Source organism: Phycisphaerae bacterium (assembly GCA_035275405.1).
Lineage (GTDB): Bacteria > Planctomycetota > Phycisphaerae > UBA1845 > UTPLA1 > DATEMU01.
The window spans coordinates 712,842-734,767 of sequence record DATEMU010000003.1; the positions used below are offsets into that span (position 1 = coordinate 712,842).

Here is a 21,926-nt window from a genome sequence, read left to right on the forward strand (position 1 = left end):
GGCTGATCGCGGGATTGAGGCATGGTCCTCGGGCGACAATGGCGCGGATTCGCATGGGCGCTGATCGTGTCGATTGGTCTGGGGTCCATGCTTGGCCTGGGCTGGGGGTGTCAGCCGGGCGACGGTGTCCTTCCGGACGATCTAATAACGCCCGTAGACGATACTCAAACGAACACGACCGCGAATCCGGATGAAGCCACTGATCCAGCTGATGACGGAAGTGAATGCCCTCCAAACTCCGTTCAAGTTATTGCATTGGAGAGTGGCCACTACAGCGTGCTCGCCAATCGTCAGAAGTTCATTGGTCTGGAGGCGTACAAGTCCGGCGTCGAGTACGACTCGTTGGCCTTTGCCATAACGCAGGGACCTGCCCACGGCCGATTGATCGGGACGGTTCCTAATGTCGCCTATGTTCCCGACGCGGATTACACCGGCCCCGATTCGTTCTCGTATGAAGCCAAGTACGGCTGCACGTCCCTGCGTCGGACGATCCAGCTTACGGTAAACACGAACTACGATCCGCCAATAGGAATTCCCAGCCCCGAGTTCGGGATCGTCGAGTCGCATTGGATGTACGCCAACGCCACGTTTGACTATGGGCTGGGCCCCGAGCCGTACCACGACGCGGGCAACGGGCCTTACACGCATTATTTGAACTACACAACCGGGACCGACGTGAACAACCCCTATGGCACGGCGGACCACCCGCGTAAGACATTTCCGGCGGAGCTGCCGGCGGGCAGCGTGGTCGAGGTGCATGGGACGGGATACGACTATCGACCTGGAATCCCGATTCATGGTTCGGGAACGGCCGCTCAACCGATTTTCATTCGCGGCGCCAACGCATTGACCAAGCCGGTGCTCCGTCGCTCGTTGAAGGTCGAGTCCAATTACGTGATTTGCGAGAACTTGGAGTGGGATTGCCGGGATTTCGGGACACAGACTCTCGAAGGTGTGTGGCTGCAGTTTCAAGAGCGAACCACGCCGTTCGAGACCTACCATCACATGGCCGCCCGGCATATCCTGATCAGGGATTGTCCCGCAAACAGCCAATATGGCGCCGCCGGCATCATGGCGGACATTTCCCATGTCGCCGGGTCGCCCAATAACCCGAGCGATTTGACGCAGCAGGTCGTCATGTACGACATCGAGGTCCGCAATTTCGGCGTTTGGAACGACTACTCAGGTTCGGTCGACTATGGAGGTTGCGGCTTCGCCGGTAACAGTCGTTACGGCTGGCTTTTGGACAGCCATATCCATCACATCCATGGCGACGCGACCGGCTTGACGCGGTCCAATGCGTTGTCTGACCAAGCGCCGTCGAGAGACATCTTCCTGGGCCGCAACTACCTGCACCACTGCAAAGAAAACGCCATTGACGTGAAGCACTGCATCAACGGCGTTATCTCGCAAAACATCGTCCATACGATCAGGCTGTCCGATTCCTCTCAGGGCGATGCGATCACCATTCACAACGACGACGCCACCAACGACTGGCCTTATTCTGACAACATCTGGGTACTGTTTAACAAGATATACGACGCGGAGTATGGAATCACCCATAAGAACATCTTGGGCTCGTTCCCGGTCGGCGTGGATTCCCGGTCGTACGTCATCGGAAACATCCTGTTTGATATCCGCACCATTCGCGGTCAGGGAGATAAAAGCAGCTCGGCAATATTCAACGCTCCGCGCTCGCAGATGCGGATCATCAATAACGCAATTTACAACTGCGATCGCGGAATCTGGGTCGGCCTCAGCATCGTGAACGAGCCCGAGCGATGCGTGACCGTCGTACGCAATAACATCATCGCGAATCTAACCGAGCGTGTGAGATTGCTGACAGGGTTCGACGCCACGCACATTGTGGTGCAGCCCGATACCATCGACCCCTATACGACGATCGACCACAACCTGCATTGGGAAGACGTCGGCACGGTCCGCATCAACATCATGACGCCGGGATTGCAGGATGCAAACTATTCGACCATCGAGTCTTTATTCGCGGCGACGGGGTTCGGCGCCGGTTCGTTGATTGCCGATCCGCTATTCGTTGATGCTCGTGCGGGAAATTTCCATGTGCAGCCGGGCAGCCCGGTCCTGGGCGCCGGATGGCCAGACGACGCTTACACGATCTTTACCACCCAGTTTGGTCAGAGCATCGACTTCCATCTTGATGGAACGCTTTTGCCCAGCCCGCCGGACATCGGCCCGCAGGGATCGGAATGATCAGCTAAACCTCGCCGCGATGGGCATGCGCCGGCCAACGCCGAACGCGCGGCTGGTGACCTTCAGGCCGGTCGCGGCCTGTTTGCGCTTGTACTCGTTCTGATCCACTTTGCGGGCGATATCTCGGACAATCGCAGGGTCAAAGCCGGCGGCGATGATTTCATCCGCGCTTTTCTCCTGCTCGATGTATTGGTGTAGAATCGCGTCGAGGACGTCGTAGGGCGGGAGCGTCTGCTGGTCGTGCTGGTCGGGCCGTAGCTCCGCCGATGGGACTTTCGTCAGGCTCGATTCCGGGATGACTGCCCGTCCCGCGCCGCGGTTGTAGAGGCGGGCCAGTTCATACACCATGGTCTTGGGCACGTCGCTGATGACCGCCAGGCCGCCGCACATGTCGCCGTACAGGGTACAGTAGCCGACGGCCAGCTCGCTCTTGTTGCCGGTCGTGAGGAGCAACCAGCCGAATTTGTTGGACAGGCTCATCAGGATGTTGCCACGAATGCGGGCCTGGACGTTTTCCTCGGTCGTGTCCGGCGGGCGACCGCCGTAGAGCGGCGTCAGGTCCTTCTCGAACGCCCTGTGCATTCCCTCAATGGAAACAACCCGGTAATCGATACCGAAGTTTTTCGCCAAGGCTTCGGCGTCGCGCAGGCTGTGGTCGCTGCTGTAGCGGGAGGGCATAGCGATGCCGTGAACCTGACGGGGGGAAAGGGCCTCGACGGCCAGAACGGCGGTCAGGGCGGAATCCACGCCGCCGGAAAGGCCAATGACGACGTCGGAGAAGCCGCATTTTCGCACGTAATCGCGCGTGCCGAGGATAAGCGCCTGCCAGACGGATTCCAGCGCCTCCGGATACCGCTCGCACCGGGCGTCGCCCGGTTGGACAAGATCGATTAGGAGAAGGTCCTCCTCAAACGCCTTCGCGCGGGCGGCGAGTCGGCCGTCCGCGTCAAAGACGCAGCTTGCCCCGTCGAAGATGAGTTCGTCGTTGCCGCCGACCTGGTTGACGACGATAACCGGCAGGCCGGTGGCGGCGGCCTGGCTGCCGAGCAGGCGTTCGCGAAAGGCCTGTTTGTCGACGACGAAGGGTGAGGCGGAGGCGTTGACGATGATCTCGGCACCGGCGGTCTTGAGTTCGTCGATCGGATTGCGATGGTAAAGCGGCCGCTCAAAGATCCGCTTGTCGTTCCAGAGGTCTTCGCAGATGGTTACACCGAGCCGGATCGGACGACCGGCCACGTCGAGTGTCGCCACTCCTGCGCGCTCGGCGGGTTCGAAGTAACGGTGCTCGTCGAAGACGTCGTAGGTGGGCAGGAGTGATTTGTGAAAGATGTCGGCAACTCTGCCGCCGCTGAGCAGAGCGAGCGCGTTGCGCAGGCTGCGGCCGACCGGAGCGGTATTGCGGCGGACATGACCAACCAAAAGCGCAGGGCCGTTTGCGGCGCTAGCCGCCAATTCCTCGACGGCCTTTTCGTTGGCCTCGACAAACTTGGGCTTGAGGACGAGGTCCTTGGGCGGATAGCCGCAAACGGCCAGTTCCGGGAAGATGACGAGGTTGGCCCGCGCGGCGGCGGCCTGCGCCACGATGGAACGGATTTTCTCGCAGTTTCCGGCAATGTCGCCGACGACGGGGTTGGTCTGGGCCAGCGCGACAATCATGTTGAGAGAGTATAGCGAGCGATGTGGGCGCGCTGTAGCGGCCCCTTGTTGGCACGTCCTTCTCGCATCGGATACAGTAAAGTGGGTGTTGGAATTCAGAATGACGATTGGTCGGAAGCAGAACGGAGCACAATCATGGTGAAATTGGTGGCGGTCTATCGCAAGCCGGAAGACCCGGCGGCGTTCGAGAAACACTATTTCGGAACACATCTCGCACTGGCCAAGAAGATGCCGGGCCTGATTCGCTCGGAGATCGAGCGCGTGACCGGCTCGCCGATGCCGGGGACGGAAACGCCGTACCTGGCGGCGCACATGTACTTCAAGGATATGGACGGATTGAAGGCGGCGATGAAGAGCCCCGAAGGCAAGGCCGCCGCGGCCGATTTGATGGGCTTCGCCGGGCAATACGTGCGGATGTTTTTCACCGAGGTCGTGGAGGCGTAGGCCCGCCTAATCTTGCGATAGTGGCGGGGGAGGTGAGGCCATCATGGATCTGAAGATCGTAGTGCGCGGAGTGGGAAACGGAACGGCGCTTCGAGCTTATGCCGAGCAGCGGGTTGAAACTGCGCTGCGGCGCTACGCGACGGACATTCGCAGCGCCACGGTCCGGCTGGTCGATGAAACGGGCCCGCGAAAGCAGAAGGACGACAAGGTGTGCTCGATCGAGTTGAAGCTCCGCGGCGGCCCGGTGCGGATCAGCGAGGTGAGCGACGATTTCAAGGCCTCGATCGCGCTGGCCCTCGATCGCGTGCGGGCGTCGCTCAGCCGTCAATTAAGCAAGCGGAAGCGCGGCGTGGGAGAAGGGTGATCCCAACACGGTGGAGCGTGATCAATGTCCTATGACGGCAAACCCGCCGAATCCTTCGGCTTCAAGCTCATCAAATATGAGAAGCGCGACCTCACTGCTACGATCACGTTCAATCGCCCCAAAGTGCACAACGCCGTCAACGGCGCGATGCTCCTCGAGTTGAACACGGCGTTTCAAGACGCCGCATGGGATGATGACGTTCGCGTGGTCGTCCTGACCGGGGCGGGAGACAAGGCCTTTTGCACGGGGGCGGATGTCAAGGAGCAGGCTGAGGAGTTCGTCGGCAAGCCGAACCAGTATTGGAAGTGGATGGGCCTCTTCATCGAGTGCCACGAGCGGCTGCGGAACATCGGCAAGCCGACGATCGCGCGGCTCAACGGCATGGTCGTCGGCGGCGGCAACGAGTTCAACCTGTCGTGCGATCTGGCCATCGCGGCGGACGACATCATCATCAAGCAGGTCGGTGCCGCTCGTGGCAGCGTAGCGGCGGCGGGGGCGACGCAGTTCCTGCCGCTTCTCGTCGGCGACCGGCGGGCGCGGGAGATTCTGTTTCTCTGCGAGGACATCCCGGCGGCCAAAGCGCTGGAGTGGGGGCTGGTCAATCAGGTCGTGCCGCGGACGCAGCTCGACGCGGCCGTCGATGCAATGGCCACGAAGCTCATCAACAAGCTCCCGGTCTGCCTGCGGTACGCCAAGGAGCAGCTTAACTTCTGGCGGAACCTGTCGTGGCACCTGACGATCGGCCATGCGAAGGAGTTTCTGGCGCTCAACAACCTGTCGCCGGAAGTTGAGGAGGGGATGCGGGCCTTCGTGGAAAAGCGGCCGGTGGACTACGAAAAAGCGCGACGTAAGATTGAATAAGTCGAAAGCACGACGGGCGCGGGGCGAAGGCGCGTCGGCAAACAGCTTATTTCAGAATGGGGAGTTGGCCCGTGAACTCCAACGGGGTCATCGTGGTCGAAGTCTGGACACAATCAGTGACGACTCGATTACGCCCCGCATTTTTGGCAGCGTAGAGCAGCTTGTCGGTTCGTCCCATGAGGGACTCGAGGTCATCGTCGAGCGCCACTATGGTAGCGCCGATGGAGATGGTGACGCTCAGGGGATTGCCGCGGGTCTTGAGGCCGGAATGGGCGACGAGGATTCGAAGCCGATTGGCAACCAGCTCCAGATGCTCCGGGGCGACCTTGGTAATAATGACGACAAATTCCTCTCCGCCCCATCGGGCGACGAGATCGAACGGTCGCGAGACACCGCTGAGCGTGGCGGCAACCACCTTCAGGATACTGTCCCCGATCTGATGACCAAAGCGATCGTTGATCCGTTTGAAGTGATCGAGGTCGATCATGAGGAAACCGAACCGCAAGTCGCCGCGACGCACCTCGGCCAGGCGCGCCCGCAACGATGCTTCCAGGAATCGGCGGTTGGCCACGCCCGTCAGTTCGTCGATAAACACGAGTTGTTCGAGTTCGCGCAGGCGTTCTAATTCCGCCTGGTGAGTTGAAACATCGCGAAACGTCTCGACGGCGCCAATGATCCGCCCTTGCCCGTCCAACGTCGCGGACGCCGACATTTCCACGGGCACCCTTTGCCCATCTTTGTGATGCAGATACACCTTTGCGGTGCGGCGGTTGCCATCCGCCATGCATTGGGAGAGCGGGCAGCCGTGCAGGCATAGGCACGTGCCCTGGTCGTCAACGTGCATCAGGATGTTGTCGGAACATCGCCGCCCGACCACGTCGGCGGCGCTGTATCCGGTAATCCGCTCGGCCGCCTTGTTCCACATGATGATGCGGCGCTGCGGATCAACGAAATAGACGCCGTCAGCGACCTGGTCGAGGACCTCCCGGTACATATCGTACTCAAACTCCATGGAGAACTCCCATGAGCGCCAGCGGCTCTCGAAGGTCGGACGGCCCGACGGTATTGGCCCACTGCGAGTCTTATCGGGTGTGGCGACTGCCGTGATTAGCATTCTACGGAGACGGACATTGAGGAGGGACCGAGAATGCCATTGCGAGGACCGGCAAATAGATTCGGCGTCCTGACATTTCGTTGCGCAGTGGCCCCCTCGCGAGGTTGATGGCAAATTGCTACCATGATGCGACGTAACCTAACGGAGTTTCCTAATGGCGACAGATCTCATCTTGACCCAGCTTGACGGCCACGTAGCCATCGCCCGGCTCAACCGACCGGACGTGCTCAACGCCCTCAACATCCCGACGATGGACGATCTAATCACCCTCTTTGAAAAGTGGGACAACGACCCCGCCGTGCGGTGCATCGTCCTGACCGGCAGCGACAAGGCCTTTGCGGCGGGGGCGGACATCAAGGAGATGGCCGAGGCGTCCGTCGTGGACATGTACGAACGGAACAACCTTGCCCGATGGGAGAGGATAAAGCGCGTCCGTAAGCCGATCGTCGCGGCGGTCAGCGGCTTTTGCCTTGGCGGGGGGTGCGAGCTGGCCATGCACTGCGACATCATCGTTGCCAGTGAGACAGCCAAGTTCGGGCAGCCGGAGATCAACCTCGGTGTCATGCCGGGGGCCGGCGGGACGCAACGGCTTAGCCGCACCGTCGGCAAGTACCGGGCGATGGAGCTGATTCTGACCGGGCGATTCATGGGCGCGCAGGAGGCGCACCAAGTCGGGCTGGTGACGCGCGTATTGCCGGTGGAAACGTACTTGCAGGAGGCCGTCGCGATGGCCAGGGAAATCGCCGAGCGTTCACCGGTCGCGGTGCGTGTCGCCAAGCAGGCGATCCTCCGGGCGTTTGAGACGTCGCTCTCCGACGGGCTCGATTACGAGCGGAATCTCTTTTACATGCTCTTCGCTACGGAGGATCAGAAGGAGGGCATGAAGGCGTTTGTCGAGAAGCGCAAGGCCCAATACAAGGGGAAGTAACCGGGCGACCTCTACCACCTGCGATCGAATCGATCGCGCCGGCCATGCCGGTGGTGGCTGCGCCGGTCATCCCAGACTCGGCGATGTTCCCGCCGATCGCGATAATTCTCTCGCCAGTGCGACCGGTAATCCCGGTCACTGACATAGACGACGCGACTGCTGCGGGCATGATGATGGTGGCCATCGCCATTGCATCCAAAGGCAAGTCCCGCCAGGAGCACCGGAATCGTCAAGACTATTGGTGAAGAGCGCATCACGTTGTTCTCCGGGCCGTCCACTCTGTTGTTGAAGGAATCCTAGTGATGGGCGAGAGATTCCTTGAGTCGACGCGAAAGGGGGAATTGTTCCAACCGAACCGTTCCCGATGCACATCGGTCGGGTTTGCATATCCGTGGGCTTTGATCCAAAATAGGAGACATGACAGTGCAACCGAAAGAGGCACAGACACTGATCGTCCGTACTGAGGAGGTGGTCCGCACGATCGCGCTCAACCGCCCGGACGATCTCAACGCGCTCGACGCGCGGATGAAGTCCGAGATAGCGGCCGAGTTGAAACAGGTGGCGAGGGATCGAGGCGTCCGATGCTTGGTCATCACCGGAAGCGGCCGGGCGTTTTGTTCCGGTCAGGACCTGAAAGAAGCGACGGAGCGCAAGGATGGCTTTGATTTCACCGGAGCGCTTCGCAAGCAATACAACCCGATCATCATGGCGTTGGCCTCGCTGGAAATCCCCACGATAGCGAGTATTAATGGCGTCGCGGCGGGAGCGGGATGGAGCCTCGCCCTGGCGTGCGACCTGCGGATCGCCTCCACCAAGGCAAAGTTTGTCGGCGCGTTTTCCAAGATTGGCCTGGTGCCGGATAGCGGCATGACGTGGACGCTCCCACGTCTGGTCGGCACGGCCAAGGCTCTGGAAATCGCCTGGCTGGGCGAGCCTATTGCCGCCGACGTGGCCTTGCATTTAGGATTGGTGAATCGTCTGGCAGAGCCCGAACAACTCGAAAAGGCGACGCAGGAATGGGCGAGGGCCCTGGCAAAGGGTGCCACGAAGGGGCTCGGACTGACTAAGCGCGCGATCCTGACCGGCCTGGGTCGCGACTTGGAGGGGCAACTCGAGTACGAAGCACAGCTCCAGGGCGTCGCCGGCCAGACGAAGGACTACGCCGAGGGCGTCAAGGCGTTCCTGGAAAAAAGGACTCCGGAGTTCATCGGTGAGTAGCGAACGGTTGATTGGTGTCATTGGCTCCGGAACGATGGGTGCGGGAATCGCCGAGGCGTCTGCCGCGGCGGGCTTTGTCGTACAAACGCTCGATACGAATCCGGAATTGGTCAAGTCGGCATACGCGAAGGTCGGCCAGCGCCTCGACGAACGGGTGGCCAGGGGCAAGCTCCCCCGCCACGACCGCGATGCCACGATGAGTCGGCTCAAGGTCGCCACGGGCTACGATGACCTCCGGGACGCCGAATGCGTCATCGAGGCCGTGCCGGAAGACCTCGCGCTCAAGAACAAGATCCTGGCCGAGCTGGATAAACTGGCCTCGCCGAGGATGCTCCTGGCGTCCAACACCTCGAGTCTTTCCATCGGCAAGCTGGGGGAAGGACTTTCTCACGCCGGGCGATTCCTGGGGATGCATTTTTTCAATCCTGCCCCCGTCATGAAACTCATCGAACTCGTGCAGGGACCGGCCACGGACGAACAGGCAATGGTCGACGCGCGAGCGATTTGCACGAAACTCGACAAGACGCCGGTCAAGGTCAAGGACTCGCCGGGGTTCATCGGCAACCGCGTGAATCGGCCGTTTTATCTGGAGGCCTTGTCTCTCCTGGAATCGGGCGAGGCAGACGTACGTACGATAGACGCGGCGGTAAGAACTGTCGGGGGCTTTAAGATGGGGCCTTTCGAACTGCTCGACCTGATCGGTCTGGACATCAACCTCAAAGTGACCGAGTCGGTGTGGGCCGACTTTGGCAAACCCAGCCGGTTCACACCCAGCGCGATCCAACGGAAGCTGGTCGCGGAGGGTCATCTGGGGCGCAAGTCCAAGCGCGGGTTCTACGACTATTCCGGCAGCGAACCGGTTCTCGCGTACGAGAGCCGGCCCAAGGATTCTTCGCGCTGGACACCGACGCCGACTCTGGCCGCGTTTGCTCAGGCGCTCGAAAAACCCTCCGACCGGGCCACGTGGCTTTATGCCCGTGTAATGCTCGCCGTCATGAACGAGGCGTCAATTGTCGCGGAGACAATTGCGCTGCCCCGCGACGTCAATCTGACGATGGAGTTGGGATTCAATTATCCCGACGGCCCGCTGGACGTGGCGGACTTCGTCGGACTCGATGTCGTGCTGAACCTGATGAAGGAAATTCATCGGGAGACCGCCGGGAGCGAGCGTTTCAAGCCCGCGCCCTTGCTGGAAAAGCATGTCGCCAATGGCGACTTGGGTGAAAAGACCGCGCAAGGCTTTTTGCACCATTGGCTCTAGCGATCGCCTTTTTCTTCCTTCGCATTCCCCGCTCTGCCGTGTCCGCGTGATTCGGGTATACTCCGAAGCATGAGACAAGCCGTAGTTGTTGAATGTCTTAGGACCCCCATTGGCCGCTATCGTGGGGCGCTGGCGGCCGTGCGACCGGATGACCTGGGAGCATTGGTCATCAAGGAACTCATTGCGAGAACCAAGATCGATCCGGTGCTCATTGACGATTGTTATTGGGGCGCGGCCAATCAAGCCGGCGAGGACAATCGCAACGCCGCAAGAATGGCGGTTCTGCTTGCGGGCCTGCCGGATTCCGTGCCGGGCGCGACCGTCAATCGGCTTTGTGCGTCGGGCCTGGAGGCTGTGGCTATCGCGGCGCGGATGATCGAGGCGGATCATGGCGATGTCTTCATTGCCGGGGGCGCCGAGTCGATGAGCCGCGCGCCGTTGGTTCTGCCCAAGCCGGACGAGCCGTGGGTCCGCGGCAATCAGACGATGTACGATTCGACGCTCGGCTGGCGGATGACGAACCCCAGGCTGGCGGCGAAGTATCATCCCTTCAGCATGGGCGAGACCGCCGAAAATGTCGCCGAGCGGTTCAAGATTCCGCGCGACGTGCAGGATCGATTCGCCTTGCAGAGTCAGCAGCGGTGCGTGGAGGCGATGCAGTCCGGCCGGCTGGCCGACGAGATTGTGCCCGTCGAAATCGAACTCGGTAAGGGCAAGAGGGTCACCGTCTCAGTGGACGAGCATCCCCGCCCGGATACCACATTGGAGGAGCTGGCTAAGCTCAAGCCGGTTTTTCGCGAGGGCGGAACGGTAACGGCGGGCAATAGCTCGGGTCTCAACGATGGTGCGGCGGCGCTGCTGGTCGTGGAGGCGGCGACCGCCAAGCGGCTGGGGTTGAGACCGATCGCGGCGGTTCGGCAATCGGCCTCGGCGGGAGTCGATCCGGCATGCATGGGGTTGGGACCGATACCAGCGACGAAAAAGGCCATCGGGCGCGCCGGTTGGAAGATCACCGATCTCGACCTCGTCGAACTCAACGAGGCCTTCGCATCGCAGTCGCTGGCTTGCATCGATCAACTGGGTTTGGACCCGCAGCGCGTGAATGTGAACGGTGGGGCGATCGCGCTGGGCCACCCGCTCGGGTGTAGTGGGGCGCGGCTGGCGACCACCCTGGTCCGGGAGATGGGGCGTCGCAAGGCACGGCGCGGTCTGGCGACGTTGTGCGTCGGCGTCGGTCAGGGTTTGTCCGTCCTATTCGAGCGCGTGGAATGACCCGGCGAAATACTAAATCAGCCGCTGGGCGTCTTACTTGGGCGATCTCCCTGATGGCCATCGGTTGTGGTCCGCGAACGATCGAACCGGTCGTACAACCGACCGCCTCGGCCCCACCCGCGCGATTGGATTGGTCCGACTGGGGACTCGCGCTAAGCCGAATCGTCCATGAAGATCGGGTCGATTACCGTCGGTTGCAGGAAGACCCCGCGCCGCTGGATCGTTTCCTCGCCATGTCGGCTTGCGTCGGGCCGGACTCGACGCCGGATCAGTTTGCAGATCGGGAGGCCCGACTGGCCTATGCGATCAACTGCTACAACGCAATGATGGTTCGCAGTGTTCTCGCCCTTGATCGGCAGGGAAAGCTCCCCACACACGCGCCGTTCGATTTGGAGTCGCGCTACGAGTTTCGGATCGACGGTCAATCCCGTAGCCCTGGCGATCTTCGGCGGCTGGCGGAAGTCCTCGCGGAGGGCGATTGGCGCGTGCGCCTGACGCTCTGCGACGGCACGGTGGAAGGGCCGCCGCTCTGGCGAAGGGTCTATCTGCCCGAAATGCTCGATGCCCAGCTCACCTACGTTGCGCGGTCGGCTCTGACATCGCCCGAGGTGGTGCGCATTGATCACGGCCTGGATAAACGACTCTTGCTCTGGCGCGGCATCTACGAGATCCGCGACGGATTAGTCCAGGATTACGAACGCCGCCATCAGACTAACCAGGCGACGATGCTGAACGTCCTTGGAGAGTGGTCGAATCGCACCCGGCGGGAGGAGCTGAACTCCGCCATTGGATACGCCGTCGCGCCGATTCCGAGAGATGATCGGATCAACCACTTCGAACCGCCTTCGGAAGCGAGCGGCATTCTCTCGATCTTTAGCGGCCTTCCCGGCTCGTGATTCGAGGATCTCGCGGCGCCTCGTCCTTGGCATTCAGGCGCGGGCGATGACCTGCCGATTCATGTGGAATGCCGCGCATTGATGCCGATTCCATCTCCGTCATCATCCCCACCTACAACTCGGCGTCGATCGTCGAGGAGGCGATTGACTCGGTCCTCCGTCAGACGCGCCCGCCCGGACAGGTGATTGTCGTCGACGACGGGAGCACGGACGGTACGGAGACGGTGTGTCAGCGATTCGGCGACCGAATTGAATACATTCGTCAGGCAAACGGCGGCGCGTCGGTCGCCCGGAATACGGGTGTTGCCCAATCGCGGGGGGAGTGGCTGGCGTTTCTCGACGCGGATGACCTGTGGGAGCCTGAGAAACTCGACGTTCAGATTGCGGCACTAAGTCAGCATCCGGAGGCGGATTTCAGTGTCACGGCGGTGCTGGCCTGGTCGCCGCAGCGACAAGCGTACGAGCAAATATCGTGGCAGGGTTCGCTCGATCCCCGTGCCATGCAAGGGGAACTCCTGGTCCGAAATATCCTCACGGGGCTTTGTTCGTCCCTCCTCGTTCACCGCGATGTGTTTGAAGAGGTCGGCGGCTTTCCGGCCGGCAAAGGCAGCGAGGATCGGCGAATCGCATTGGAGCTGCTCAAGCGGCATCGCGGCGTGCTCGTTGATTTACCCGTCGTCCGGCAGCGACCTGGTCCCGCGCATTGGACCGATCCCGAGCGTCAGCGCGCCGAGATGATCCGGCTGATCAACGACTACGCCGACTTGTACTCGCGCCTCGGTCCTCGCGGTCGCCTCCGCCGGAGAGCATGGGCGAGAGTCCACGAACGGACGGGGATGCACTACCTTGAGAACGGGGACCTTCGGGCCGCGACGCGCGATCTGCTTCGCGCGGCAACGATGTGGCCGTTCATGGCCAATCCCTGGCGCGTATTGCTCAACGCCTGCCTGGGCCGGCTGCGCTCCCGCCCGCGGCAGATCGACGCCTGACGAATTGTAAAATTTCGAAGGAACCGTTAGAACCGCCGGGCTTCGTCAGGAAAGGAGCACCCGTGTCCCTCATCAAACACCTTACGTTCATTTCATGTTGGGGCCTGATTTTTTGCGCGTGCAATCGTCCGCCGGCGGGCTTCTATGAAACCAAAGCCGTCGAAAATGTTCCGTACGTTACGCGGGATGGACAGAAGCTGCTCGTGGATCTTTACCTGCCCACCAACGCCCAGGGTCCACGGCCCGCTGTGGTCCTCTTTCACGGCGGCGGATGGACCATTGGCAATCGGACCATGGAACGCGATTTGGCGAGATTCCTGGCGTCGATGGGCTATGTTGGCGCGACTGCGCAGTATCGACTATGCGGCAAGAACATACATCATCCCGTGCCCGTGCAGGATGCCCTCGCGGCCGTGAAGTTCCTTCGTTCGAATGCGGCAGAGTATGGGATCGACCCTGAGCGGATCGCCGCCGGGGGCGAATCCGCGGGCGGTCACCTCGCGCTCCTGCTCGCACTGGCCCGTGATCATTCCATCTTCAAGGACGATTCCTTTCCCGGAGTCTCTTCGGAAGTGTCCGCCGCCATCGACATCTATGGTCCGACGGATCTCGCGCCGGCCTACAAGGGCGGTTCATGGATGGTGAAGTGGTTCTTGGATTCTTATCTTGGCGGCCCGCCGGAGAAGTTCGCGGAAGTCTATAAAGAAGCCGCCCCACTGACCTACGCCCGCGGCGACGCGCCGCCGGTGTTAATCGTCCACGGCGATCGAGACAACATGGTCGGATATCAACAACATGCCGAGAAGCTGCACAAGGCGATTCGCGATGCCGGCGGCCGTTGCCAACTGGTTCGTGTCACCGGCGCCGGTCACGGTTGGGGTTTTGACTTTACGTCAAACACCTCCATGCGCACCTTGCCGGCGATTACGCAGTTTCTGGCCAGGGTGTTCCCGGACAATTAGGGCGGGTACCCATGTCGTTGCGGGGTCCGGGCAACTGCGGCTACAATGGAAGTGCCCGACGGAGCCCTATCGATGCCAACGGCCCGAGCCGATTCCGCGTTGTTTAAACAGGTCGCCGAGATTATCCAGCAGCTTCGGCCCGCCGTGCAGGGCGACGGCGGCGATCTGGAACTGGTAGACGTGGACGATCGCGGAGTGGTCAGCGTCCGCCTTCACGGCGCCTGCATCGGCTGCCCATCGGCGGCGATGACGCTGAAGATGGGCGTGGAACAGACGCTCAAGGAACGCCTGCCGAAAATCAAGGAAGTAGTGTGTGTGTAGGCGGCGGCCGCGACCGGGGTTGACAATTCACCCGATGCCGTTTTAATAGTTCCAAGTATTCAACGCCCGAGCCGCTTCGGGAAGCCTCAAATGACGATTCGTAGAGAAAAGTTAATACCAGAAGTCCCGACCATTGTCGCGGACATGACGAATCCCATTGCCAGGGAGGCTTCCTAGGCCGCCACTCGGTTGCGAGAAAAGAGTGCAAACTGACGGCCCTGGAAGCGACGCTTTCCAGGGTTTTTTGTTTATTGAGCGAACGCTGAGAGTCCATGCAAACGGCATCGATCATTACCGCAGACAGCCTCGACGCGCCCTCCTTCCGCGCCGAATTGCGCAAGTTGCTCGCACTGGCCGGGCCGACCGTGGGGGCCAAGCTCTCGCACATGGCGCTGGGCTTTACGGACTTCGTGCTTGTGTCGTGGATGGGCACGGAGGCGACGGCGGCGATCAGTCCCTGCACGCTCATGTTGTTCATCGTGCTATGTCTGGGGATGGGATGCATGAGCAGCGTACAGACCTTTGTCTCGCAGTCGTGCGGCCGACAGGAACCTCATCGTGCCGCGCCCTATGTCTGGCAGGCCTTTTATGTCGGATTCGCATTCCTCGTTCTGACCTACCCGCTCATCCTGTTTCAGCGGTCGTTCTGGGCCTGGGTCGGTCATCCGCCCGCAGTCCAGGCGATGGAGATCGCCTATTGCGACGTCGCCTTTTGGTCGATGGGACTGGCGATCATGTGCGTCGGGTTGGAAGGCTTCTTCAACGGAATCCAGCGGCCCCTGATAGAGGTGATTTCGATTCTCGTCGCCATCGTCTTCAACGCCCTCGCCGGCTATGGACTGATCTATGGCAAGTTCGGCTGCCCGAAAATGGGTATCGCCGGCGCGGGAGTCGCCTTGGTCATGGCCTGGTCCATCCGCGTCATTATGATGTTGGTGGTTTTTCTATCGAAGCCCTTCCACGAGAAGTTCAAAACTCGGATCGCCTGGCGCTTCAACAAGGCCCGCCTCAAGGAGATTCTGGTGATGGGCGGACCCATCGGAATCCAGTGGTTTCTCGATGTGGCGTCTTGGTTCGTTTTCATTGCGCTGATGATGGCCCCCTTTGGTACGGCGACCCTCGCCGCGGCCAATATTGCGTTGCAACTGATGCACCTGTCGTTCATGCCCGCCGTCGGCATCGGCGTCGCGGTCAATTCGCTCGTCGGTCACGCCATCGGCGCGCGGCGGCCGGATCTGGCGGAGCGCCACGCCCGCGCCGGTCTGGCCGTGATGATGACCTATATGATGGCGACGGCCATCGTGTACTGGCAGGGCGGCCAATGGCTCATGGGGCTCTTGTCCAAAGATCTTGAGGTGATCGCGGCTGGAACAGGGATTCTGATCTGGGCGGCCGTGTTTCAGGCCTTCGACGCCTTGAGCATCAATTACATCTTCGCCCTGCGCGGCGCGGGCGACACCAAGTGGCCGGCGATCATGGTGATCGTAAACTGCTGGGTGACGTTCATCCTCGGGGGAAAGGTCATGATATGGCTGTTCCCGTCGATGGGCATTCACGGTCCCTGGATGATGTGCAGCCTTTACATTATCTTCCTGGGAATCCTGCTGGCCCGGCGCTGGCGGCGCGGCGAGTGGAGGAAGATCGAGTTGTTCAAGGAGCCCGTCCCAGGCCCCAGTCATACGATCCTGGAAGCGGATTGCGCGATGGATGCCGCCACGGCGGCGGTGGCCGCGCCGGAGGCGCGGATATGAGCGACATGCGTTTGACGACGGCCCGTTTGGAGTTGGTTCGCGTCTCGCCGGAGACGGCGCGCGCGGCGGCGAACGACGACCGGCCGAGATTCGGTGGGTTGCTGAATGCGGTGGTTGCCGCTGATTGGCCGCACGATCTTATCGACGACGCCCTTGGGCCGATGGCCGATGCGCTGGAGCGTCAACCGCCGACGAATGGATACACGATGTGGTGGGTCGTTCTGCGCGATCCGCGGACGTTGATCGGGTCGGTCGGCCTAAAGTCGCCGCCCAGGGACGGTCGCGTGGACATTGGATACGGGATCGTAGCCTCGCATCAACGGCGCGGTTACGCCGTCGAGGCGACGAATCGACTGATCGCCCTTGCTTTTGACGATCCGGCGACCGAGAAAGTGGTCGGTGAGACGTACGCCCAACTTGTTCCGTCGATCGGAGTCATGATCAAGTGTGGTTTTACTCAGTGCGCGGCGGGCGTTGTGGGATTCTCCGGCGAGGAGAACGTCGTGCAATTCGAACTGACTCGCCAAAAATGGGAGCGTCAAACCTGTAAGGCGACGGTATAACGGCATGTTCAAGGAAGTCCCCAGCCAATTCGATTTTCCCAAGGCCGAGAAGGAAATCCTCGCCTTTTGGGAGGTGAACAACGTTTACGAAAAGTCCCTTGCCCAGCGCAAAGGGGCCAAGCCCTTTGTGTTCTTCGAGGGGCCGCCGACCGCCAACGGCCTGCCGCACCCAGGTCACTGTCTGACACGGGCTATCAAGGATTTGTTCCCGCGCTACAAGACGATGACCGGGCACTACTGCCTGCGCAAGGGCGGCTGGGACACTCACGGCCTGCCGGTCGAGGTCGAGGTCTGCAAGGAACTGGGCATCCACACGAAGGAGGAGATTGAGAACTACGGTGTCGAGGCGTTCAACAAGAAGTGCCTGGAGAGCGTCTTTCGCTACACGAAGGAGTGGGAGGAACTGACGCGTCGCCTCGGGTTCTGGGTAAACCTCGAGGAGGCGTACGTCACCTATCACCAAAGCTACGTCGAGAGCGTGTGGTGGAGCCTGAAGCAGCTCTTCGACGCCGGGCTCCTGTATCAGGGGCACAAGATCGTGTGGTGGTGGGCGCAGGGTGGAACGGCGTTGTCATCGGGCGAGGTGGGGCAAGGGTATCGGGAGGTCGATGATCCGTCGGTGTTTGTGCGGTTCCCCGTCGTGATCGACGAGCGGGCGAAAAGAGCGGGCATCCCTGAAAAAACGAATCTGCTCGTTTGGACGACGACGCCTTGGACGCTTCCTTCAAACACCTTTGCGGCGGTGCACAAGGATTTCGATTACGCCGTGGTCCATGATGACGAAACGGGCGAGCGGCTGATCTTCGCGGCGCAACTCGTGGAGCCGATCGCAAAAAAAGTGAAAAAGACCGAAAAGTGGAAGATCGAACGGACAGTGAAGGGCTCTGTGCTAGTGGGCCTGAGCTACCGCCCGCCTTTCGATTATTATCGAAAGCGCCCTGCTCATGAGATCGTTCCGCACGCTGCGCGCGGCATCACCTTGGGCGATTACAAACCTGCATTGGCGGCTGGCGGGGACGATTTTGCCTGTTGGCGCGTACTGCACGCCGATTTCGTGACGCTCGATTCCGGCTCAGGCCTTGTTCACGAAGCCCCGGCCTTCGGCGAAGTCGACTTCAACTTGCTCATGGAAGAGCGAAAGCGATTCAAGAATCCGGACAGTATCCCGCTCCTGTGCGCGGTGGCTCCCAATGGCGCCTTCACCGACGATGCGCCTCCGTACAAGGGCCGCTGGGTCAAAGAGTGCGACAAAGACATCGTCCGCGACATGAAGGAGCGCGGGCTGCTCCTCCATCAGGAGCAATATCGCCACGACTATCCATTCTGCTGGCGGGCGGAGGAGGACCCGCTCATCCAATATCCCCGCAAGAGCTGGTTCATCCGCACGACTCAGTTCAAGGACGCCATGCTGGAAAACAATCAGCACATCAACTGGCTTCCGGAACACATCAAGGAAGGCCGCTTCGGGAACTTTCTCAAGGACAACGTCGATTGGTCGCTGTCCCGAGAGCGCTATTGGGGTACGCCGTTGCCGATCTGGGTCTGCGAGGCGTGCGGTCAAATGGACGCCATTGATTCATACGAGTCCCTGGTCAGCAAGTCCGGCGTCGGCGGGCTCGAAGTCTGGGAGAATGCGAAGAAGAAAGACCCGTCGCTCAGCGATCATCTGAAGGTCCACAAGCCCTACATCGACGAGATCACGTTCACGTGCTCCAAGTGCAGCGGGGGCAAAATGAAGCGCGTGTCCGAGGTCATCGACTGCTGGTACGACGCGGGGGCGATGCCTTTTGCGCAGTGGGGGTATCCCCACAAGGACGCGAAGATGTTCGCCGACCAGTATCCGGCGGATTTCATCAGCGAAGCCCTGGACCAGACCCGCGGCTGGTTCTATTCGCTGGTGGCGATCAGCACGCTGCTCTTCGGCAAGAACGGGATTGCGAAGAAGAACGGTCAGTGGCCGCTGCCCTTTCGCAACTGCATCGTCCTCGGCCTCCTAATGGGCGAAGACGGGCTCAAGATGTCCAAGAGCAAGAAAAATTACAAGGAGCCGACCTACATCTTCGAGCACGAAGGCGCCGACGCGATGCGCTGGCTCTTCTTCAGCGGCCAAACGCCGTGGACGAGCATCCGCTTCCAGGAAGCCGCGATCGCCGAAGCCCAGCGCGAATTCCTGATTCGCCTCTACAACTGCTATAGCTTCTTCGTGATCTACGCCAACATCGACAAGTGGACGCCGGATCAGAGCCGCGACCGTAAGGGAGCGCCGAGTGGCGCCCCATCGGAGCTGGATCGCTGGATCAGAAGCGAATTGGCCGCCTGCTCCATCAAGGTCTTCGACGCCATGGAATCCTACGACAACTACACCGCCGCCCGGTCGCTCATCGGCTTCGTCGATGCCCTCTCCAACTGGTACGTCCGCCGCAGTCGCGACCGCTTCTGGCGAAGCGGCATGGATGCGGACAAGGACAGTGCATATCAGACGCTCTACGATTGCCTGGTCACAACGGCGAAATTGATCGCCCCGTTCACGCCGTTCCTCGCGGAGAGCCTCTATCAGAACCTCGTCCGCACGCACGATGCGGCGGCCCCGGAAAGCATCCATCTTTGTGATTACCCGATTCTGGAGGCGACGAAGGCCGACGTCGCGCGAGCCGTCGATCCCGCGCTCAACGACGAAATCGAACAAGTCCGCCAGATCGTCTCCTGCGGTCGCGCCGCCCGTGCCGCCACCAAGCTCCGCGTTCGCCAGCCGCTCGCGAAGCTGGAAATCTACCATCGCCAGGCCGCCGCCCTGCAGAAATACGAGTCGGTCATCCGCGACGAACTGAACGTCAAGCAGATCGATTGGGTCAAGCGCGAGCAGGTGGACCAGTACGTGAATTACGAACTCAAGCCCGACTTCAAAAAGCTCGGCCCGAAGTTCGGCCCGCAGGCCCCCAGAATCAAGGCCGCGCTCGCCAAGCATCCGAACCCCAACGAGATCATCCGCCAACTCGGCGAGACCGGCAGCTACAGCCTCGCACTGGACGGTCAACAGGTCGAGCTTTCGACGGATGAGTTACTCGTCGAGCTGCATGCCAAGGAAGGCTGGGCCGCCGAGCGGATCCCTGGCCAGGGCATCCTCGTGCTCGATACGCATCTGACGCCGGAGTTGCAGGATGAAGGGCTGGCCCGCGACCTCGTCAACCAGATTCAGCAGGTCCGCAAGGGGCTGAACCTCCGCTACGAGCAGCGGATCGATTTGGCCATCGTCGGGGATGCGGACATCTCGCGCGTCGTCAACAAGCATGCGTCATACATCCAGCACGAGACGTTGGCGCAGAACCTTCTGAACCGACCGCTGGCCGGCACGCAACCAACGCCCGCGGAAGTCGAGGGCCGTTCCGTGGAGATTCACGTTCATCCGCTATGATCCGCCCGCCGGTGTTCTCCTTGTTTTGACTTTTCACTTTTTCGCATTTCGACTTTTTATGAGTTACACCGCTAAGACCGCCGACAAGTTCGAGTTGTATCAACACGCCGTACAGTCCCCGGAGGCCGAGGTCTATTTCTTCGATAAGCTCTACCGCCAGCGCTACGGCAAGCCCGCGACGCTCTTTCGCGAGGATTTCTGCGGCACGGCCCTGATCTCCTGCGAGTGGGCGAAGTGGCGGCGGTCGAATCACGCGTACGGCGTCGACCTCTGCCGCGAGACGCTGGCCTGGGGCCGCGAGCACAACATCGCCAAGCTGACGTCGCACGCCGCCCACCGCGTGCACCTCGTCCACCAAAACGTCCTGCACGTCATCAAGCCGCGGGTCCATGTCATCGGCGCCTTCAACTACAGCTATTTCATCTTCCGCGAACGCCGCGACCTCGTGCAGTATTTTGCATGCGTTCGGCGCTCGCTCCTGCCCGAGGGGATGTTCATCTGCGACGCCTACGGCGGCTGGGAATCGCAGGAGCCCATGCGGGAACGTACGCGCCGCAGGGGGTTTACCTACGTCTGGGACCAGGCGGCCTACAATCCGGTGGACGACGAGACGCTCTGCCACATTCACTTCGAGTTCCCCGACGGGACGCGGATGCGCAAGGCCTTTACCTACCACTGGCGGCTGTGGACGCTGGGCGGAATCCAGGACGCGATGCGCGACGCCGGCTTCAGCGCCACGCAGGTCTATTGGGAGGGCACGGAGGCCAAAACCGGCCGCGGCAACGGGGCCTTCCGGGCGGTGAAGAAGGCGGAGAACTGCTCGGCGTGGAACGCGTATGTGGTGGCGATGCCTTAATTCAGGTGGAGGTCGACTTCCGCGAAGACGGGTCGGTGATCCGACAGTGTGCAATTCAATACGCGGTACGACTTTGAGACAAACTCGCCCTTGCCCATGATGTAGTCGATCCGCAGCAATGGTAGTGTGGCCGGAATGGTCGGAGCGTTCCGATGGTCCCCTATTGCCAAGTCCGAGAGCACTGAGGTGAGCAGCGCGTAATCTTGGGAATCCGGTGTTGCATTGAAATCGCCGGCGATGATTACGTCGTCGCGGGACTCGCGGACCAATGCTAACAGGGCCTCAACCTGTTTTCTCCGAGTCTCACTGCTCTCCTTCACGTGCTTTGGGTCGAAGATTTTCCAAGTTGCGTGCAAATGGACGCTGAAGACGCGAACCGTTCTCCCATCTATGTCGAGCACAGCCTCCACGGCGAACACCCAACCCCCCTTGTCCAGCGTGTGGGCCTTGGCACCTAAAATCGGCCAGCGACACAATATTGCCTCATCACACGCTTGATCTTCCGGGATTCCCAAAGTTGCCCGTGAAACCTGCGAAAGCCCTTTTAAGCGTTGGGCCAATAGTCCTACGGGGTCTTCCTTGGCTTGCGCGAAATCCACGTAATGAGCCTCTTGGAGGCAAATAATATCAGCGTCCTGCTGTCGAGTCAGGTTGCTAATGGACTCGAGCCCGGATTCAAATCGATGGACATTGAAAGCCATGATCTTTAAGGGAATCGGTTGCGGAGCATCGGAAACGGGCGCTGGGGACGTCGTTGGCCGGCACGCGGAAACCCAGGTGAGTAAAAAGAAAGTTGCAATCAATAGGGCCCGGTTTTCTTGCATGAATG

At 60.8% G+C, this 21,926-nt stretch carries 20 protein-coding genes; 16 read left to right on the forward strand and 4 right to left on the reverse strand.

What is annotated here, in order from left to right:
- Positions 1-21: 21 nt before the first annotated feature.
- Positions 22-2,229 (forward strand): Ig-like domain-containing protein, encoded by a 2,208-nt coding sequence (locus VJZ71_04925; protein HKQ47389.1) that lies wholly within the window; start codon positions 22-24, stop codon positions 2,227-2,229.
- On the opposite strand, the gene VJZ71_04930 is transcribed toward VJZ71_04925, so the two are convergent.
- Positions 2,230-3,885, reverse strand: coding sequence for an NAD+ synthase (locus tag VJZ71_04930; protein HKQ47390.1), 1,656 nt, complete (start codon positions 3,883-3,885; stop codon positions 2,230-2,232).
- A 135-nt stretch (positions 3,886-4,020) separates the two neighbouring features.
- Between VJZ71_04930 and VJZ71_04935 the strand changes: the two genes are divergently transcribed.
- Genes VJZ71_04935 through VJZ71_04945 form a run of 3 tightly spaced genes read left to right on the forward strand, consistent with a single transcriptional unit; the run spans position 4,021 to position 5,554 of the window.
- Positions 4,021-4,329, forward strand: a complete 309-nt coding sequence (locus VJZ71_04935; GenBank protein HKQ47391.1) for an EthD family reductase — start codon at positions 4,021-4,023, stop codon at positions 4,327-4,329.
- 43 nt (positions 4,330-4,372) lie between these two features.
- On the forward strand, positions 4,373-4,693 hold the full coding sequence (locus VJZ71_04940) for an HPF/RaiA family ribosome-associated protein (protein ID HKQ47392.1): 321 nt from the start codon (positions 4,373-4,375) through the stop codon (positions 4,691-4,693).
- A gap of 24 nt (positions 4,694-4,717) precedes the next feature.
- On the forward strand, positions 4,718-5,554 hold the full coding sequence (locus VJZ71_04945; protein ID HKQ47393.1) for an enoyl-CoA hydratase/isomerase family protein: 837 nt from the start codon (positions 4,718-4,720) through the stop codon (positions 5,552-5,554).
- 46 nt (positions 5,555-5,600) lie between these two features.
- Here the strand turns inward: VJZ71_04945 and VJZ71_04950 are convergent, their stop codons facing one another.
- Positions 5,601-6,566, reverse strand: a complete 966-nt coding sequence (locus VJZ71_04950) for a sensor domain-containing diguanylate cyclase (protein ID HKQ47394.1) — start codon at positions 6,564-6,566, stop codon at positions 5,601-5,603.
- Between the two features lie 256 nt (positions 6,567-6,822).
- On the opposite strand from VJZ71_04950, the gene VJZ71_04955 reads away from it, so the two are divergent.
- A complete protein-coding gene (locus VJZ71_04955) occupies positions 6,823-7,596 on the forward strand; it encodes an enoyl-CoA hydratase-related protein (GenBank protein HKQ47395.1) in 774 nt (257 codons plus the stop codon).
- A gap of 11 nt (positions 7,597-7,607) precedes the next feature.
- Here VJZ71_04955 and VJZ71_04960 read toward each other — a convergent pair whose 3' ends face one another.
- Positions 7,608-7,850, reverse strand: coding sequence for a hypothetical protein (locus tag VJZ71_04960; GenBank protein ID HKQ47396.1), 243 nt, complete (start codon positions 7,848-7,850; stop codon positions 7,608-7,610).
- Positions 7,851-8,013: 163 nt separating this feature from the next.
- On the opposite strand from VJZ71_04960, the gene VJZ71_04965 reads away from it, so the two are divergent.
- The 11 genes from VJZ71_04965 (at position 8,014) to VJZ71_05015 (ending at position 21,097) form a co-directional block, all read left to right on the forward strand.
- Positions 8,014-8,814: an enoyl-CoA hydratase-related protein gene (locus VJZ71_04965; protein HKQ47397.1), complete on the forward strand. Its 801-nt coding sequence runs from the start codon at positions 8,014-8,016 to the stop codon at positions 8,812-8,814.
- On the forward strand, positions 8,807-10,075 hold the full coding sequence (locus VJZ71_04970; GenBank protein HKQ47398.1) for a 3-hydroxyacyl-CoA dehydrogenase NAD-binding domain-containing protein: 1,269 nt from the start codon (positions 8,807-8,809) through the stop codon (positions 10,073-10,075). Before VJZ71_04965 ends, VJZ71_04970 begins: the two co-directional genes overlap by 8 nt.
- 69 nt (positions 10,076-10,144) lie before the next feature.
- Positions 10,145-11,347 carry an acetyl-CoA C-acyltransferase gene (locus VJZ71_04975; GenBank protein HKQ47399.1) on the forward strand — a complete coding sequence of 401 codons (1,203 nt, stop codon included), beginning with the start codon at positions 10,145-10,147 and terminating at the stop codon, positions 11,345-11,347.
- A gap of 53 nt (positions 11,348-11,400) precedes the next feature.
- On the forward strand, positions 11,401-12,243 hold the full coding sequence (locus tag VJZ71_04980; protein ID HKQ47400.1) for a DUF547 domain-containing protein: 843 nt from the start codon (positions 11,401-11,403) through the stop codon (positions 12,241-12,243).
- A 68-nt stretch (positions 12,244-12,311) separates the two neighbouring features.
- Positions 12,312-13,232 (forward strand): glycosyltransferase family A protein, encoded by a 921-nt coding sequence (locus VJZ71_04985; protein HKQ47401.1) that lies wholly within the window; start codon positions 12,312-12,314, stop codon positions 13,230-13,232.
- A 62-nt stretch (positions 13,233-13,294) separates the two neighbouring features.
- Positions 13,295-14,194 (forward strand): alpha/beta hydrolase, encoded by a 900-nt coding sequence (locus tag VJZ71_04990; GenBank protein HKQ47402.1) that lies wholly within the window; start codon positions 13,295-13,297, stop codon positions 14,192-14,194.
- Positions 14,195-14,293: 99 nt separating this feature from the next.
- On the forward strand, positions 14,294-14,515 hold the full coding sequence (locus VJZ71_04995; GenBank protein HKQ47403.1) for a NifU family protein: 222 nt from the start codon (positions 14,294-14,296) through the stop codon (positions 14,513-14,515).
- Positions 14,516-14,787: 272 nt separating this feature from the next.
- Positions 14,788-16,266: an MATE family efflux transporter gene (locus VJZ71_05000; GenBank protein HKQ47404.1), complete on the forward strand. Its 1,479-nt coding sequence runs from the start codon at positions 14,788-14,790 to the stop codon at positions 16,264-16,266.
- Positions 16,263-16,829 carry a GNAT family N-acetyltransferase gene (locus tag VJZ71_05005; GenBank protein ID HKQ47405.1) on the forward strand — a complete coding sequence of 189 codons (567 nt, stop codon included), beginning with the start codon at positions 16,263-16,265 and terminating at the stop codon, positions 16,827-16,829. Before VJZ71_05000 ends, VJZ71_05005 begins: the two co-directional genes overlap by 4 nt.
- A 4-nt stretch (positions 16,830-16,833) precedes the next feature.
- Positions 16,834-20,241 carry an isoleucine--tRNA ligase gene (gene ileS, locus VJZ71_05010; GenBank protein HKQ47406.1) on the forward strand — a complete coding sequence of 1,136 codons (3,408 nt, stop codon included), beginning with the start codon at positions 16,834-16,836 and terminating at the stop codon, positions 20,239-20,241.
- A 58-nt stretch (positions 20,242-20,299) separates the two neighbouring features.
- Entirely contained in the window at positions 20,300-21,097 is a 798-nt protein-coding gene (locus VJZ71_05015; GenBank protein HKQ47407.1) for a class I SAM-dependent methyltransferase, read from the forward strand.
- Here the strand turns inward: VJZ71_05015 and VJZ71_05020 are convergent.
- On the reverse strand, positions 21,094-21,921 hold the full coding sequence (locus VJZ71_05020) for an endonuclease/exonuclease/phosphatase family protein (protein HKQ47408.1): 828 nt from the start codon (positions 21,919-21,921) through the stop codon (positions 21,094-21,096). The genes VJZ71_05015 and VJZ71_05020 overlap by 4 nt on opposite strands.
- Positions 21,922-21,926 lie beyond the last annotated feature (5 nt).